This is a genomic window from Curtobacterium citreum (genome assembly GCF_006715175.1).
GTDB classification, from domain to species: Bacteria; Actinomycetota; Actinomycetes; order Actinomycetales; family Microbacteriaceae; genus Curtobacterium; species Curtobacterium citreum.
The window spans coordinates 1041971-1055903 of sequence record NZ_VFMQ01000001.1 but is presented as its reverse complement, the minus strand read 5'-3'; the positions used below and the strand labels follow the sequence as shown (position 1 = coordinate 1055903).

General features: G+C 70.9%; 17 protein-coding genes. 8 read left to right on the top strand and 9 right to left on the bottom strand.

Features of this window, described 5'->3' with window-relative positions:
- Window positions 1–46 precede the first annotated feature (46 nt).
- On the bottom strand, window positions 47–925 hold the full coding sequence (locus tag FB462_RS05160) for a LysR substrate-binding domain-containing protein (protein ID WP_058741968.1): 879 nt from the start codon (window positions 923–925) through the stop codon (window positions 47–49).
- 68 nt (window positions 926–993) lie between these two features.
- On the opposite strand from FB462_RS05160, the gene FB462_RS05155 reads away from it, so the two are divergent.
- Genes FB462_RS05155 through FB462_RS05145 form a run of 3 tightly spaced genes read left to right on the top strand, consistent with a single transcriptional unit; the run spans window position 994 to window position 2284 of the window.
- Window positions 994–1482, top strand: coding sequence for a GNAT family N-acetyltransferase (locus tag FB462_RS05155; RefSeq protein ID WP_141860561.1), 489 nt, complete (start codon window positions 994–996; stop codon window positions 1480–1482).
- 41 nt (window positions 1483–1523) lie between these two features.
- A complete protein-coding gene (locus FB462_RS05150; RefSeq protein ID WP_167510020.1) occupies window positions 1524–2078 on the top strand; it encodes a GNAT family N-acetyltransferase in 555 nt (184 codons plus the stop codon).
- Between the two features lie 17 nt (window positions 2079–2095).
- Complete coding sequence (locus FB462_RS05145; protein WP_114848943.1) at window positions 2096–2284, top strand: hypothetical protein; 189 nt, start codon at window positions 2096–2098, stop codon at window positions 2282–2284.
- Window positions 2285–2332: 48 nt separating this feature from the next.
- Here the strand turns inward: FB462_RS05145 and FB462_RS05140 are convergent, their stop codons facing one another.
- From FB462_RS05140 to FB462_RS05130, 3 genes are all read right to left on the bottom strand, one after another.
- Window positions 2333–3520: a MalY/PatB family protein gene (locus FB462_RS05140; RefSeq protein ID WP_229666756.1), complete on the bottom strand. Its 1188-nt coding sequence runs from the start codon at window positions 3518–3520 to the stop codon at window positions 2333–2335.
- Window positions 3521–3596: 76 nt separating this feature from the next.
- Window positions 3597–5000: an SNIPE associated domain-containing protein gene (locus tag FB462_RS05135; RefSeq protein ID WP_229666758.1), complete on the bottom strand. Its 1404-nt coding sequence runs from the start codon at window positions 4998–5000 to the stop codon at window positions 3597–3599.
- A gap of 113 nt (window positions 5001–5113) precedes the next feature.
- On the bottom strand, window positions 5114–6388 hold the full coding sequence (locus FB462_RS05130) for a hypothetical protein (protein ID WP_229666760.1): 1275 nt from the start codon (window positions 6386–6388) through the stop codon (window positions 5114–5116).
- A gap of 156 nt (window positions 6389–6544) precedes the next feature.
- Here FB462_RS05130 and FB462_RS05125 point away from each other — a divergent pair, with 156 nt between their 5' ends.
- Complete coding sequence (locus FB462_RS05125) at window positions 6545–7321, top strand: isocitrate lyase/PEP mutase family protein (RefSeq protein WP_141860557.1); 777 nt, start codon at window positions 6545–6547, stop codon at window positions 7319–7321.
- 106 nt (window positions 7322–7427) lie between these two features.
- On the opposite strand, the gene FB462_RS05120 is transcribed toward FB462_RS05125, so the two are convergent.
- Window positions 7428–9344 carry an amidase family protein gene (locus FB462_RS05120; protein ID WP_229666761.1) on the bottom strand — a complete coding sequence of 639 codons (1917 nt, stop codon included), beginning with the start codon at window positions 9342–9344 and terminating at the stop codon, window positions 7428–7430.
- A complete protein-coding gene (locus FB462_RS05115) occupies window positions 9341–10123 on the bottom strand; it encodes a cohesin domain-containing protein (protein WP_141860555.1) in 783 nt (260 codons plus the stop codon). Before FB462_RS05115 ends, FB462_RS05120 begins: the two co-directional genes overlap by 4 nt.
- Window positions 10124–10520: 397 nt before the next feature.
- Between FB462_RS05115 and FB462_RS05110 the strand changes: the two genes are divergently transcribed.
- Entirely contained in the window at window positions 10521–10811 is a 291-nt protein-coding gene (locus tag FB462_RS05110) for a hypothetical protein (RefSeq protein WP_141860553.1), read from the top strand.
- Window positions 10812–11025: 214 nt separating this feature from the next.
- Here FB462_RS05110 and FB462_RS05105 read toward each other — a convergent pair whose 3' ends face one another.
- Window positions 11026–11355: a hypothetical protein gene (locus FB462_RS05105; protein WP_058742755.1), complete on the bottom strand. Its 330-nt coding sequence runs from the start codon at window positions 11353–11355 to the stop codon at window positions 11026–11028.
- Between the two features lie 114 nt (window positions 11356–11469).
- Between FB462_RS05105 and FB462_RS05100 the strand changes: the two genes are divergently transcribed.
- Together FB462_RS05100 and FB462_RS05095 are read left to right on the top strand one after the other, a co-directional pair.
- Entirely contained in the window at window positions 11470–11934 is a 465-nt protein-coding gene (locus tag FB462_RS05100; protein WP_141860551.1) for a helix-turn-helix domain-containing protein, read from the top strand.
- A complete protein-coding gene (locus FB462_RS05095; RefSeq protein WP_141860548.1) occupies window positions 11931–12305 on the top strand; it encodes a ribonuclease HepT family protein in 375 nt (124 codons plus the stop codon). The genes FB462_RS05100 and FB462_RS05095 overlap by 4 nt, the downstream gene beginning before the upstream one ends.
- A 7-nt stretch (window positions 12306–12312) precedes the next feature.
- Here the strand turns inward: FB462_RS05095 and FB462_RS05090 are convergent, their stop codons facing one another.
- Together FB462_RS05090 and FB462_RS05085 are read right to left on the bottom strand one after the other, a co-directional pair.
- Window positions 12313–12774 carry a phage tail protein gene (locus FB462_RS05090; protein WP_141860546.1) on the bottom strand — a complete coding sequence of 154 codons (462 nt, stop codon included), beginning with the start codon at window positions 12772–12774 and terminating at the stop codon, window positions 12313–12315.
- A gap of 37 nt (window positions 12775–12811) precedes the next feature.
- Window positions 12812–13165: a hypothetical protein gene (locus FB462_RS05085; protein WP_058742759.1), complete on the bottom strand. Its 354-nt coding sequence runs from the start codon at window positions 13163–13165 to the stop codon at window positions 12812–12814.
- Window positions 13166–13273: 108 nt separating this feature from the next.
- Between FB462_RS05085 and FB462_RS05080 the strand changes: the two genes are divergently transcribed.
- Window positions 13274–13909 carry a TetR family transcriptional regulator C-terminal domain-containing protein gene (locus tag FB462_RS05080; protein ID WP_058742760.1) on the top strand — a complete coding sequence of 212 codons (636 nt, stop codon included), beginning with the start codon at window positions 13274–13276 and terminating at the stop codon, window positions 13907–13909.
- Window positions 13910–13933: the final 24 nt, after the last annotated feature.

Sequence of the window (13933 nt, the reverse complement as noted above, 5' to 3'; positions counted from 1 at the left end):
CCCCGGACATCGGGCGCCGTGCGGGTTCGGCAGCGCACCGCGCGGGTCAGGGCTCCGTCGCGGCGATGAAGTTGCGGAGGATCTCGCGGTCGTCGTCGGCCCGGACGGCCCACACCAGTTCGCTCCGGTGCGGATCGTCCCGCAGCGGGAGCAGCACGACCGTGTCCGGCGCGGCGAGCGTGGCGCTCTCCGGCGCGACCGTGACCCCGAGCCCCGCGCCGACCAGGTGGAGCACGGTCGCCCAGGTCGTCGCCTCCTGCACGACCCGCGGCCGGCGCCCCTCGACGACGACGGGCGCGAGGTTCCGCTCGGTCGCGACCGAACCGGCGACGGCGGGGAAGAAGACGAACGGGTCGTCCACGAGCTCCGCGCCGCGGATCGCCTTCCGGTCCGCGAGCCGGTGTCCGCGCGGGACCGCGGCCACGAAGGGTTCGGACCGGAAGGGCCGGAAGCGAACGGCGGGCGTCGGGTCGGGATCCCGCAGGACGGCGAGGTCCAGCTCGCCGCGGACGATCCGGGCGAGGAGCGTCGACGAGTAGCCCTCGGACAGCTCGACGCGGACGAGCGGGTACCGCTGCCGGAACGCCTGGACTCGCTCGATCGGCCCGAGGGGCAGCGCCGAGACGACGAACCCGACGTCGAGCCGACCGGCCTCACCCCGACCGACCCGGACGACCTCGTCCAGGTCGCGCTCCACCTGGTCGAGGAGCGACCTCGCCCGACCCTGCAGCACGTGACCCGCCGGCGTCAGCGCCACACTGCGCGAGGTCCGGACGAACAGGTCGACACCGAGGTCGCGTTCGGTGCGCCGGATCTGCTGCGACAGGGCGGGCTGCGCGAGCCGCAGTCGGGACGCTGCCCGACCGAAGTGCAGTTCGTCCGCGACGGCCAGGAAGGCGCGCAGCTGACGGAGGTCGACATCCATGCAGTCAGGTTATCGATGTGCACGAACGAGTATTGGACGTGACTGCATCGCCCGCCGAGGATGGAGGCATGCCCGAAGCGACGCCCACCCTGACCATCGCCGAACTCGACTCCCCCGCCGACGCCACCGCGTTCCGGACCCTCAACGAGGCGTGGATCGAGCGGTACTTCACGCTCGAGGACGAGGACCGGGCGATCCTCGGCGACCCGGTCGGCCGCATCGTCGAACCCGGCGGTGCGGTGTTCGTCGCCCGCCTGGACGACGAGGTGATCGGCTGCGTCGGCCTGATGCCCGTCGGCGAGCGCGTGTACGAGCTCGTCAAGATGGCGGTGTCGCCCGAGCACCAGGGGCACGGCACCGGCCGGAAGCTCATCGCCACAGCCCTGGACCGCGCGCGGGCACTGGGTTCCCAGCGCGTGGCACTCGAGAGCGCCAGCAGCCTGGCGAACGCGGTGCACCTGTACGAGGCGTTCGGCTTCCGGCACCTCGAACACGACGAGATCGCCCCGAGCCCCTACGCCCGCGCCGACGTGCACATGGTGCTCGACCTGGTGTGATCCCCGCCCGGAGACGTCGCGGCCGCGGTAGCGTCGCGGTCGTGCACATCCGACCGCGCCGCAACGACGACCTGGAGCACCTGGTCGAGGTGCTCCGGCGCACGCACGACGAGGACGGCTACCCGGCGCGCTGGCCCGACGACCCCGCGTCGTGGCTGACGCCGCCCGGGCACCTCGCCGCCTGGACAGCGTGGTCGTCCGGCAGCGTGGTGGGGCACGTCGGGCTGGCCGCTCCCGACCCGGACGCGGCCCCGCTGGTCACCCGGCTCGTCGTCCACCGGGACCACCGCGGGCTCGGGATCGCCGACGCCCTCCTCGCGACCGCCGAAGCGGCCGCCGGAGCAGCAGCTGCCACCGCCGCAGCCGCAGCCGCAGCCGCAGCCGCAGCCAAGGCGACCGCCGAGCCCGCCGCCGACGCCGCCGCCGACGCCCCCGACGTGCCGACCCTCCGGCTCGACGTGACCGAGGAGACCCCGGGCGCGTGGCGGCTGTACGAACGCCGCGGGTGGCGGTTGACCCACCGGTCCCCCGCCGACTGGGCGAAGCCGGACGGGACCGTCCCGACCATGCGGTGGTACGAGAAGCGCCTGCGGTGAGCCGGTACGCTCGCGGCATGGCGACGTACGAGGTGCAGGCCGTCCGCGAGCGCGGCGTGTGGCAGGTGTTCATCGAGGGGACCCCGATCACCGAGGTCCTGCGCTGGTCGTCCGTCGGGCCGGTCGCACGGGAGTTCCTCGCCATGGACCGCACCGACGACCTGCGCATCCGCGTCGTCGGGCGCAACCAGTACGTCGACGACTGAGCCCGCCGCGCGAGCCCGTGCCCGAGACTCGGCCCAGGCCGCCGGCACTCACGCCACGTGCCAGACCAACCCCTCCTGCGCACTCGACGGGTACGCCGCCGCGATGCGGAACACCGCCTCGCGCAGGGTCTCCGGTGAGCACGCCAGGTTGAGCCGCGCGAACCCCCGCCCCTGCGACCCGAACCCGAGGCCCGAGTTCAGCGCCACGTAGGCGTTCTCGCGCAGCGGCACCGCCGGGTCGTCGCCCAGGCCGATCCCCCGGAAGTCCAGCCACGCCAGGTACCCGGCCCGCGGACGCGTGTAGACCACCCCGGGCAGGTGCTCGGCGAGCAGCGAGCCGAGCAGCCGCTCGTTCGCCACGATCCGCGCGACGACGTCGTCGAGCCAGTCCGTGGCGAGCGTGAACGCAGCGAGGTTCGCGTGCAGCCCCAGGATGCTCGTCCGGCAGGCCACCTCCTCCCACAGCGTGTCGAGGAGCGCCTCGGTCCGGTCGTCCCCCGCGACGATCACCGAGCACTTCACCCCCGCGAGGTTCCACCCCTTGCTCGCGCTCGTCACGCAGACGCTGCGGGCACCGGCGGCCTCGGCGACCATCGCGAACGGGGTGAAGCGGACGCCGGGGTGCGTCAGCGGCGCGTGGATCTCGTCGCTGATGACGAGCACGTCGTACCGCGCGGCGAGTTCGGCGAGCGCCACCAGGTCGGCCCGGTCGTGCACCAGACCCATCGGGTTGTGCGGGTTGCAGAGCAGGAAGACGCGGACGCCGTCGGCGAACGCTCGCTCGAGCCCCTCGAGGTCGAGCCGGTAGACGCCCCACTGCTCGGCGAGCGGCACCTCCTCGACCTGACATCGCGCCTCTTCGACGAGCTCGAAGAACGGCGGGTACACCGGCGGCGTGATGGCGACGCGCCCACCGTCGGGCAGCGCGAGACGCAGCGACTCGACGATCCCGACGCTGACGTCCGTCGCCAGGTGCACGCGTGCCGGGTCGACGTCCCAGCCCCACCGCTCGCGGGCGAACTGCGCGAACGCGGGCGCGAGCGGGCCCGGGCCGTCGAGGTACCCGAGGTCGGACTGCTGCACCCGCTCGATCAGCGCCTGCCGGATCGCCGGTGCAACGTCGTGGTCCATCTCCGCGACGAACAGGGGCAGCACGTCGGGCGCGTACCGCGTCCACTTGATGCTCGTGCGGACCCCGCGGAGCGAGCCGACCGGGTCCTGTTCGTCGTCAGCCATGCGTATCAGCATGCATCGGAGAGGAGGCACGGTGCGAGTCCGACCGTCATCCCGCGTCGCAGGGGTGGTCACTTCATCAGGCTGCCCGCACCGGCCACGCCCCGACAGACTGCAGGTATTCGGTCGCCTCTGCGTCCTCCCGGAACTCGAGAAGGGCGCCCACCTTCTGCATGAGCACCTCGCGAACCTCTGCCGGAGTCGCGAAGAAGAACTCCTTGCGCGGGTTCGCCTGGTTGAGCGCGCGAGAGGCGAAGTGTCGGTGCAGCTCGGTCTCGAGGGACACAGCGTCCTCGGAGAAGTAGATGGTGTGCACGTCGAATCGGAACGGGACCGAAGCACCTCCGAGCTCGTTCACTCGATCGGAGGGCTCGAGCCTCCGAGTGAGCCCGATCTTGACGACATCGGGTCCGAAGGCGCCGCGATTGGATATGACGTAGACGTACCCCGCTCGGATGTTCGCCGCACGGAAGTCGTTCTGCTGGATTGCGGCGTCGATCTGACCGAGGCGGGCTTCGAGTACTGCGTCCACCTCGCCGTTCTCACGCAGGCGCTCGATCGTCTGCTCGATCAGTGCGCGTTCCTTGTCGAGGCGCTCGCGTTCTGCCTCGAGTTCCTGCTGGACGCGTTTCTCCTCACGCAGTCGGGCACGCTCGTCTCGCTCGAGTTCCCGCTCCTCTTGCTTCCGCATGAGCCAGTCCGACGTCAACTCGACCTCTTCAACGCGGAGGTCGTGGTACTCGGCCGCGATGCGCATCTCCATCATCGCTCCCAGTCGTGCGATGGCCTCTCGTGACTTCTCAAGCCGTCGTTTGGCGGTTTCGACGTTCCCGGCGCGCAGGGACCGAACCGCGTTGTCTGCTTCGGCGTTGTACGCGCGGAGCATGAGCTTGGAGAGATCGTCACTCATCTTCCGCCCCTTGGCGAGCGAGTTGTCGAACGTGAACATGTTCGACCGCTCGATCGCTCGTCCCTCGCGGACGAGCGCCGCGATCTCCGCTTCGATGACGGTCAGACGATCTTTGTAAGCGACTGCGTTCTCCAGCGGGTGGTGGTACCGGTAGATCCCGACTGACTGCAGGACCTGCTGATCATCGAGGGGAACCGCGCCGTTCGACGGCGCCGTCGTGCTGCTGCGAAGTCGCAGCACCTCAGCTTCGAGCGACGCGATCCGCTGATCCCGAGGATCCACGACGGCACGTTCGGTCGACCGGCTGCCGATCGCACGGTCTTGCACCTCGGACGGCTCGACCGTCGGCCGGTCACCGCTGCCTCCAGTCCAGGACGAACGCGGGATCGTCACGACCGGGGATCCCGCTCCCCTCCCTACCGGAAGGACGACGAACACGACACCGTCGCGTTCGATCTCCGTCACCGTCAGCTGTGAGTCGGCGACGGGTGATGAAGCCGTTGCGTCCGTAGTCGGCGGCGGCACGTCCTCGGAAGCGAACACCGGATCGATCGGCTCGTCCTCGATCCACAACGACCATCCGGCCGGAAGCGCTGGCCAGTCAGAGGGAGGCACCCACGATGTCGGCGGTTCCCATCCCGCCGGCACCGGCGGCCACGACGGAGGCGGGTTGAACCGTCGAGTACTCATGATCGGCGCACCCCGCCAGGATCGACGACACTGAGCGACAACGGGTTCTTCGAGATCGCAGCACCGAGGTGCTGCAGTGTCGAGGACGGCACGACTGCCGAAAGGTCGAATCCGGTGAAGTGCTCCCGCGAGGCTCCGACGGCCACCAGGGGGAAGAACCGGTCGAGCCCGGTCGCCGGATCCTTGGTGGCGGGTCCGACCTCGAGCGAGATCGACTGAACGATACCGCGGCGGTCAGCCTCGAACACCTCGTGGAGCGTGCGGAGGGCGACTTGCGCGAGTGCGTCCCCGTACCGCTCCGTCTGATCCTTCTTGGTGAGCGGAGAGCCGACGATCTCGTCCGACGCCTTCACCCAGCGGTAAGCCTTGACGGTCGGGATCGTCTCAGGTGCCGGCACGACGGCGCGGATGCGCGCCTCGCTCGAAGCGGCGTCGAAGGACGCTTCATGCCGCACCTCGAAGTCTTCCGGGTAGATCGAGTTCGCGAGGACGATGTCGAGGTACTCCTGGACTGCCTCGGGTACGCCGTACCCGAGCCCCGCGATGAGGGCATCGATCTCCGCGTTGTGCTCGTCGACATCGCGCTGGCGGACGTTGCACGCCGCTTCGTAGCGACGTCGCTCCGCAGCGAGCTGGTCACGGCGCCGCTGCTCGAGGCCTTCGTACTGTCGGTCCGCCTCTGCTTGTCGCCCAGGAAGAGAATCGCGGAGACGCTCCCACTCGGCTCCATTCGCTTGGAAGGTAGCCCACGCTTCCTGCTTCAGCTCTTCGTGCTTCTTCCGCTTTCCGAACAGACCCTTCGGAGCGGGCGGCTCTTGCCACATCGGTGCCGGCGGGAGAGCCAGAGGCATCGGGCGAGGAATCGGCGCTTCGAGATCCGGGTGCGGGAACGGCGGATGCTCGGCCGTTCGCTTCAGTTGCTCGAGGTCGACGTAGTCGTCGACCTCGAGCGTTGCCGAGAGGAGATTCGCGATCGATTCGTTCGTCAGCCTGAGCGCTTCGTTCTGGTCATCAGCCTCAGCCTTGCGGGCCTCCGCGTAGGCGGCCTGCGCTTCGCGTTCGGCGCGCTTGCGCTCTGCTTCGGTCGCCCGGGCGGATGCCGCCGCCGATCGGGCGGCCTGTGCACGAGCTCGCTCGACCTGGACGCGAGAACGTTCCACGGCTGCAAGCGCGGCAGCACGTTCCCGCCGGGCGCGAGCTGCGCGCTGATCCGCGAGCCGCTGCTGGTGCTGGATCTCCGCGAAGAAACCGCGTCTACGTGCCAAGGTCATCCCTCTCGTTCAGCGCCGATCAGCCACTGATCGGGCATGAGTCTGGCGAGTGATCCTCGGAGAATCGTAGGGCGTGCCGACGACACCGAGATTCCCCGCCTTCGGGGCTGACGCGCCTCACGGACACGCTCGCCGTCCCGCCCGTAGGTTCGGGTCATGAGCACGAGCACCGCCGACAAGGCGACCACCCTCAAGCAGCTGCACGAAGCCCCCGAGATCCTCCGCGTCGTGAACGTCTGGGACGCCATCAGCGCCAAGGTCGTCAGCGACCTGCCGGAGACGAAGGCGATCGCGACCGCCGGGCACTCGATCGCCGCGAGCCACGGCTACGACGACGGCGGGATGCCCCTCGACGTCGCCCTCGCCGGCGCCGCGACGATCAGGAGCGCGACCGACCTGCCGGTGACCGCAGACCTCGACGACGGCTACGAGGACCCGGCCGAGACGATCCGGCGGGCAATCGGCGCGGGCATCGTCGGCGCGAACGTCGAGGACCGGCTCCGCCCCTTCGACGAGGCCGTGGCCCGCGTCGCCGCGATCACCGCCGCCGCCCAGGCCGAGGGCATCGACTTCCAGCTCAACGCCCGCACGGACGCGATCGCCCGCGGTGGAGACCGCCCGATCGACGAGAGCATCGAGGACGCGATCGCCCGCGGCAAGGCCTTCCTGGACAACGGCGCGGCGCTCGTGTTCGTCCCCGGCGCGATCCAGCGCGACGTGGTCGAGCGACTCGTCGCGGGCCTCGGACGCGGCAAGCTCTCGGTCATCGGCCTGCCGGGCGCCCTGCCCGCCGCCGAGTACCAGGAACTCGGCGTCGCACGCATCTCCTACGGCCCGCTCACGCAGCGCGTCGCGCTGCGCGCGCTCCGCGACCTGGCGACCGACCTCTACGGCGGCGGCGTGGTCCCCGAGGACACCCCCGTCCTCAACTGACGGTCACCACCCGGCCACGTGACGGACGGGAGGCGCGACACCAGCTGGTGCCGCGCCTCCCGTCCGGTGTGGGGTCGCGTCGCGACCGACCGACGGCCGCTCCCGGTCAGCCGACCGGCCCGTAGAGGGCCGGTGTGGTGCGCGCGTGCGTCGCCTGCTCGAAGGCGTAGCCGAGTCCGATGACCGTGGCCTCGTCGAACGAACGGCCGAGGAACTCGAGGTTCACGCCGCCGCCGGTGACGGTGCCGTCCGCTGCCGTGGCCTGGCCCATCGGAACGGTGATCGCCGGCATGCCGGTGTTCGGGCTGAGCCGCATGTTCGTCGACTGGGTGCCGTACGGCGTCCCGGACGGGTACACGAGGGCGTCGAGGTCCTGGTCCTGCAGCATCTGCGTGACGAGCTGCTTGCCGGTCGCGAGCTGCGTCGTGTGCGAACCGCTCGGACCCGCCCACGCCTGGTACTGCGCGTCGGTGACCGCGTTCCGCGACTCGTAGGTCGCCTTCCGGCTCGGGACGTACCTGCCGGAGTCGAGGATGCCCTGCAGCGACCGCGCACTCACGTCGGGGTCGAGGTGCTTCGCCACGTACTCGTCCAGGTCGTGCCCGAACTCGTTCGTGCTGCCGCTCCCCTCGGAGAGTACGCGGTTGAAGCCCGTCGTCGCGGTGATCGGGACGACGGTCGCGCCGGCGGCCTGCAGCTCGGCGACCGACTGGTCGAAGAGTCGCTTCGTCGTCGCGTTCGTGCCGACCATGCTCGTGACGTAGCCGATCCGGGCGCCCTGCAGCGCGGTCGGGTCGAGCGACGCGGTGTACGACGTGGGCACCTTGCCGACCTGCGCGCTCGTCGCCGGGTCGGCGGCGTCCACGCCCGTGACGGCGTCGAGGGCCACCGCGGCGTCGGTCACGGAGCGGGCGATCGGCCCGCCGGTGTCCTGCGACAGCGCGAGCGGGATGATCCCGTCGCGGCTGGTCAGGCCGACGGTCGGGCGGATGCCGACCAGCTGGTTGTAGGTCGATGGGATGCGGATCGATCCGCCGGTGTCGGTGCCGAACCCGATGCCGGCGAGGTTCGCCGCGATCGCCGCGCCGGTGCCGCCGCTCGAGCCACCGGCGCTCTGCGCGGTGACGTACGGGCTCGCGACGAGGAGCGAGGAGCCAGCCGGCTGGCCGGCCGAGAACTCCGACACGAAGCCGTAGGCGAACTCGTCCAGGCTGGCCTTCGCGAGGATCACCGCGCCGGCGTCCCGGAGCCCGGCGACCATGGTCGCGTCGGTGGTGGTCTGGTTGCCGTCCCAGCAGCCGCAGCCACCGGTGGTCGGCATGTCCTTGGTGTCGTAGTTGTCCTTCACGGCGATCGGGACCCCGAGGAGCATGCTCGTCATGCCGTGCGCGGCACGCTCGGCGTCGGCGGCCTTCGCGGCGGTCAGCGCGGCGGCGTTCGTCGTGATGATCGAGTTGAGCGGGCGGCCGATCGACGCCGGGTCGACCTTGGTGCGGTCGTAGGCGGCGATCCGGTCGAGGTACTCCTGCGTGATGGCGGCCGAGGTGGTGACCCCGGCGTTCATCGCGGCCTGCATGTCGATCGTCGACGCCTCGACGAGCTGGAACGGGCCGTCGTCGTAGATCATCCGCTGCGAGAGCGCGGCGACGTCGGCGACGGTGATCGTGCCGTCCTGGTCGGTGTCCGCCGCCGCGACCGTCGACCAGTCGGGGTCGGTGCTGCTCGTCGCACCGAGGTGGGCGGTGAGGAGTGCCACGTCGTCACGGGTGACCTGGTCGTCGCCGGTCAGGTCGAGCTGCGTGTAGTACGGCGCGAGCATCGCGGCGGGGCTCGCATCGACCGTCGGCGCGGCGGTGGCGGTGAGGGCGGGCGCGGCGGCGAGCGCCGTGCCGACGAGGGCGATCAGGGCGACGCCGGACGCGGCGGTGCGCGTCCGGGAGGTCCGTGCTGCCTGCTTGCTGCCGACGGTGGCTGCCCGCTTGCTGTCGGTGGTGGCTGCCTGCTTGCTGTCGGTGGTGGTCATGCGGCGGCTCCCTCGCGCTCGCGGCGTGCACGACGGGCGCGCACGGTGAACAGGGCGGCACCGAGGCCGAGGAGTGCCAGCGACGCGGCCGCCCACGGCAGGACGTCGGCGCCGGTCCAGGCCAGCGCGCCGCCGGTCGGTCGGCCGCCGTCGGTACCGACGGGCGTGACCCCGGCAGGCGTCGTGGCGCTGCCGGACGGCTCGCTGGTCGGGGTGCCGGTGGGGTCGGCACCGGCGGTCGGGCCGCTCGTCGGGGGCGTGCTGGGCGAGGGTCCGGCGACGGCGACCGTGGCGGAGGCCGGGTCGGCGAGGGTCGTGGTCGACCCGTCCGAGCCGACGAGCACGAGGCGCGTGACCGTGAGGGTCGTCTCGCCGGCGGCCTCGGGCGTGAGGGACACCTCGGCGTCGAGGTCACCGTTCAGCGCCGGCGAGGTGCCGAGCCGCGTGTGCACGATCATGATCGCGTCGGCGTCCTGGTCGGCGCGGTCGAAGCCGCCGTCCGGGCCGGTGACGCTGTCGTCGACGAGCGACACCGCGTCGGGGTCGGCGTCGAGGGTGATCTCGTACGCGTAGACGTCCGTGGCGGCCGGGATCGTGACGTCGAGGTCGAACGGCTGGCCGACGGTCGCGGCCGTCGGAGCCGCGACGCGGACGGTGGACGCGGTCGGAGCCGCCGACGCCGGTGCGGCGACGAGGAGGCTGAGGCCGATGGCCCCGGCAGCGGCGATCGTCGCGGAGACGACCGTGGCGCGGGGACACCGGAGGGTTCGGTGCTGCATGCAGGCAGGCCCTTCGGGTGCGGGATGACTGAGCGGGTACTCAGTGATCCGCACGCTAACGACGTGCTGTTTCGCGGACGGGCGCGGGGCGTTTCGTCGGCGTTACGTCGTGCCCACCGAGCGCGGTCGTGGGATCTTGCTGGACGTTCCGCACCACCTGACGTATAGTTTCTTGTTGGTGCACTGCAGCGAACCCATCTGACTCGCGCACACCGAACCGTCTCGACACCGATCCGCCGGATCGCATTCCACCGAGACCACCGCTCGATCCGAACGGACGAGCTGCACGTCGAGACACGACGTGCGCGCCACGCCCCGATGCGTCGGGCCGGACTGGGATGTCCGCGCCGACACCGGGAGCCCCTGGCGCCGAACGACCAGGAAGTACCGCACCACCATGACCAGCACCATCGACCGCATCTCCATCTCCGGGACCGCACTCGCGGCGCCCGTGATCACCCCCGACCGCATCGCCGAGTTCCCGGTGCGCGAGGACCGCTCGCAGCGCGAGTACCTCGTCCGCATCCCGGCCGACGACCTCCGGACCTTCGTCACCCGTGACGCCCGCGTGGCCGTCGACGGCGAGGCCGCCTGGACCGTCCCCGGACGCTCCTGGCGGGGCGAGGCGAGCCGGACCATCCTGCTCGCCGGGTCCGTCCACCAGGGCGAACTGGCCCTCGCGGCCTGACCGCACCCGCTCGACACCGAACGCCGCCGGCTCCGTGCCGGCGGCGTTCGTCGTGTCGGGGCTCGGTGCCCCGGTGGTCTTTCCCCCCCTCCGGCGGCCTGTCCGCCTGCCCGTCGGCTCGGCCGTCCGTCGATGGAGCAGCAACCGTCGAGTGCCGGCGGGACGCCCGACGTCTTCTGCTCCATCGAGCGGGCTGCGCGCGTCTGGCTCCCGGTCAGCGGTCGTCGGCGCCGCGGAAGTGCGCACGGCCGTCGGCGTTCACCGGGACCGCGGGGCCAGCGCGCCGAGCGGCGTCGCGGAGCCGACGGATGAACGCCGGGTCCTCGGGCTCGAGTTCGTCGTCCGGCGCCACGGTGACCGTGAGCTCACTCGCCGGCCCGATGAGCACGAGGGCGGTGGAAACCGAACCGTCGTCGCCGACGATCGGCACCGTGATCGCGTCCGTCCGGGCGTTCGCGCCGAGCACTGCTGCGTAGTCGACGACCGCGTCGGCGATCAGGTCCCCCGTCAGGATCAGGTTGGCGTCGTAGTGGATGTACTTCACGTGCCCTCCCGCTCTGTCCCCGTCGACGCTAGGTGGGCGGTGTGCGAGGCCGTTCGGACTCTGCGTTCCCTGGCCAGCGGGGACCGGTATAGTCCGGGTCTATGGGGACGCACCATGCGCATCGATCGGGCCGCTGACCTCCTGCGTGCCGCGCGCGAGGACGTCGGCATGTCGCAGAGCGCGCTCGCCTCGGCTGCCGGGATGCAGCAGCCGACCATCTCCGCGTACGAGAGTGGCCGCAAGCAACCCCGCGGTGAGACGCTGGCACGACTGCTGCGCGCCGCCCGCGTCCGTCCGAGCATCCCGCTCGCGGTGTACGCGGACGACATCCTGCGCGCCGCTGAACGGCACCACCTCACGAACGTCCGCGTGTTCGGCTCTGCTGTGCGCGGTCAGGACCACGAGGACAGCGACATCGACCTGCTCGTGTCCCTGACCCCGGACGCCTCGTTGTTCGATCTCGGTGGGTTCGCCCACGAGGTCGAGACGATCACCGGATTCACGACCGACCTGCTCACCGACGACCTCGACGGTGACGACGCGTTCCGGCACGTGCTCGACGAGGCGGTGCCGTTGTGAGCGACGAACGGTTCCGTCCGCGTCCGCGAGATCCGCACACGGCGGACCTGAATCGCTGGCCCGCCGTCCGCGACGGCCTGTTGGACCTGCTCGCGGAGTGTTCCATGATCGTCGACCGCGGCCGCTCGGAGTTCGACGAAGCACGCAGCCTGACCTACCGCGCCGCCGAAGCCGTCGTCATCCACTTCGATGATCTGCTGGGACGCCTTCCGGACGACCGGCTCGCGATGCTCCCGGCAGATCTCTCGCTGGCAGCGGTGCGCCGGACTCGGAACATCTTGTCGCACGACGACCGACGCGCGAGGAAAGAGATCGTCTGGGACGTCGTGGAGCACCGAATCCCGGCCGTCATCCTGGCGGTCGTCGGCTGACGTCGGGTCAGTACTCGTTCTTGATGACGAAGTACGAGCCGCGGATCGTCCCGGCGAGCTTCGACCGCTGCCGCGCGAACTTGAACGCGCTCAATTCCTCGGGCTCGTCCATGCCGTCGGAGAGCTTGAAGCCGACCGCCCGTTTCCCGCCGGGCTCGAGAGCGTAGAGGACGTTGATCGACAGGCCCGACTCGTGGAACACGTAGGTCCACCGGAGTCCCTCGACCTCGAACTGCGTCGCCTCGAGCACGGGCGACGAGATCTCGATGCTCCGCTCCTCGCGCAGGATCCGGGCGACGTACTCGACGAGCTCGGGAACCTCTGCCGCCGGCTCCGTCGTGAACACGTGGTCGTACTTGTTCCGGAAGTACCGCGCCTCGTTCGCCCGGAGTCCGGCGAGGGCCTCGGCGTGCGGTGAGGACTCCAGGCCCGCGGTGGAGACGGTGACGAAGTCGACGACGTACGACATGGCGACACCGTAGCGGAACGGCGCCCGCCGGGGCAGGTCAGGGGGTGGGCGGCTGCGTGCGGAGCTTCCGCGCCTCGGGCTCGTCGGAGTGCGACGAGGCGGCGTCGGCGAAGCGTCCCCCACCGACCGCAGCCGTACGACGGACCAGCTCGTTGACCAGGTCCTCGTCCTCCGGCTCGAGCTCGTCGTCGGGTGCGTCCTCGACCATGATCTGCGACGCCGGGCCGAGCAGGACCTCAGCGGTCGTGCTGAACCCCTCGGCGTCGGCACTCGGGATCTCGACGATGTCCGTCGTCCCGTTCTCACCGAGCGCAGCGGCGTAGGCGAGCACCGCTTCGGCGATCGCAGTGCCGGTCATCACCCGGTTGTCTCCGTAGACCACGTACTTCATGCCACCATCCAACGCCCCCACTTCCGGGCGTCCCCAGGTTCGTCCCCCACTCGGGCACGGCCTGTTCTGGGGGTAGCTCCCCGGACGGACACCGGGTGGACTGGTGACATGCTCCCCGTCGCCCCCGCCGATGCTGCCGCGCGCCTCCGAGTCGAGGTGGTCGGGGCGATGATCCGCGTGCTCCGCGTCCGCGCCCTGCACGAGGTCGCGTTCGAGCACGTCGCGACGGAGTCCGGTCACCCGATCGACATCGTGACCGAGGTGTTCCCCACGTGGGACGGGCTCCTGCTCGCGACGATCGACCAGTGGAACGAGCAGCGGACCCTGCCGCTCATGCCGATCGCGGAGCGCAGCGGCACCGTCGTGTTCCTGCGCGCGATCGTCGGAGCGAACGTGGCCGATCCGTCGCTCATGCGCTTCCTGACGTCCACGCTCAACATCGCCGCGACGCCGCACCACCCGCTCGCACCGATGCTGTACGTGCGGTGGCGGCGCTTCCACGCGTTCGTGCAGCAGGCGCTGCAGCACGACGTCGAGGTCGGGCGCGAGCCGGACACCATGGAGCCGGCGCGGGGCGCCGAGCAGCTGCTCGCGACCTACGAGGGACTGCAGCTGCAGTCGATGGTCCGGCCGGAGATGGACCTGCTCGAGTCGTTCGACCGGGCGGTCACCCGGCTGCGCGAGGGGTGGTCACGCGCGTACGTGCCGCCGGTGTGGGACCTGGACGCGCTCGAGACGGTCTGACCCCGCGCAACCGCACCCAGGTCG

Excerpts from the sequence above, each read along its gene's own strand:
- FB462_RS05120 (WP_229666761.1), bottom strand. The coding sequence starts at position 9,344 with ATGACCACCACCGACAGCAAGCAGGCAGCCACCACCGACAGCAAGCGG.
- FB462_RS05110 (WP_141860553.1), top strand. The coding sequence starts at position 10,521 with ATGACCAGCACCATCGACCGCATCTCCATCTCCGGGACCGCACTCGCG.
- FB462_RS05080 (WP_058742760.1), top strand. The coding sequence starts at position 13,274 with ATGCTCCCCGTCGCCCCCGCCGATGCTGCCGCGCGCCTCCGAGTCGAG.
- FB462_RS05100 (WP_141860551.1), top strand. The coding sequence starts at position 11,470 with ATGCGCATCGATCGGGCCGCTGACCTCCTGCGTGCCGCGCGCGAGGAC.
- FB462_RS05160 (WP_058741968.1), bottom strand. The coding sequence starts at position 925 with ATGGATGTCGACCTCCGTCAGCTGCGCGCCTTCCTGGCCGTCGCGGAC.
- FB462_RS05130 (WP_229666760.1), bottom strand. The coding sequence starts at position 6,388 with ATGACCTTGGCACGTAGACGCGGTTTCTTCGCGGAGATCCAGCACCAG.
- FB462_RS05125 (WP_141860557.1), top strand. The coding sequence starts at position 6,545 with ATGAGCACGAGCACCGCCGACAAGGCGACCACCCTCAAGCAGCTGCAC.
- FB462_RS05090 (WP_141860546.1), bottom strand. The coding sequence starts at position 12,774 with ATGTCGTACGTCGTCGACTTCGTCACCGTCTCCACCGCGGGCCTGGAG.
- FB462_RS05085 (WP_058742759.1), bottom strand. The coding sequence starts at position 13,165 with ATGAAGTACGTGGTCTACGGAGACAACCGGGTGATGACCGGCACTGCG.
- FB462_RS05145 (WP_114848943.1), top strand. The coding sequence starts at position 2,096 with ATGGCGACGTACGAGGTGCAGGCCGTCCGCGAGCGCGGCGTGTGGCAG.
- FB462_RS05140 (WP_229666756.1), bottom strand. The coding sequence starts at position 3,520 with ATGGCTGACGACGAACAGGACCCGGTCGGCTCGCTCCGCGGGGTCCGC.
- FB462_RS05155 (WP_141860561.1), top strand. The coding sequence starts at position 994 with ATGCCCGAAGCGACGCCCACCCTGACCATCGCCGAACTCGACTCCCCC.
- FB462_RS05115 (WP_141860555.1), bottom strand. The coding sequence starts at position 10,123 with ATGCAGCACCGAACCCTCCGGTGTCCCCGCGCCACGGTCGTCTCCGCG.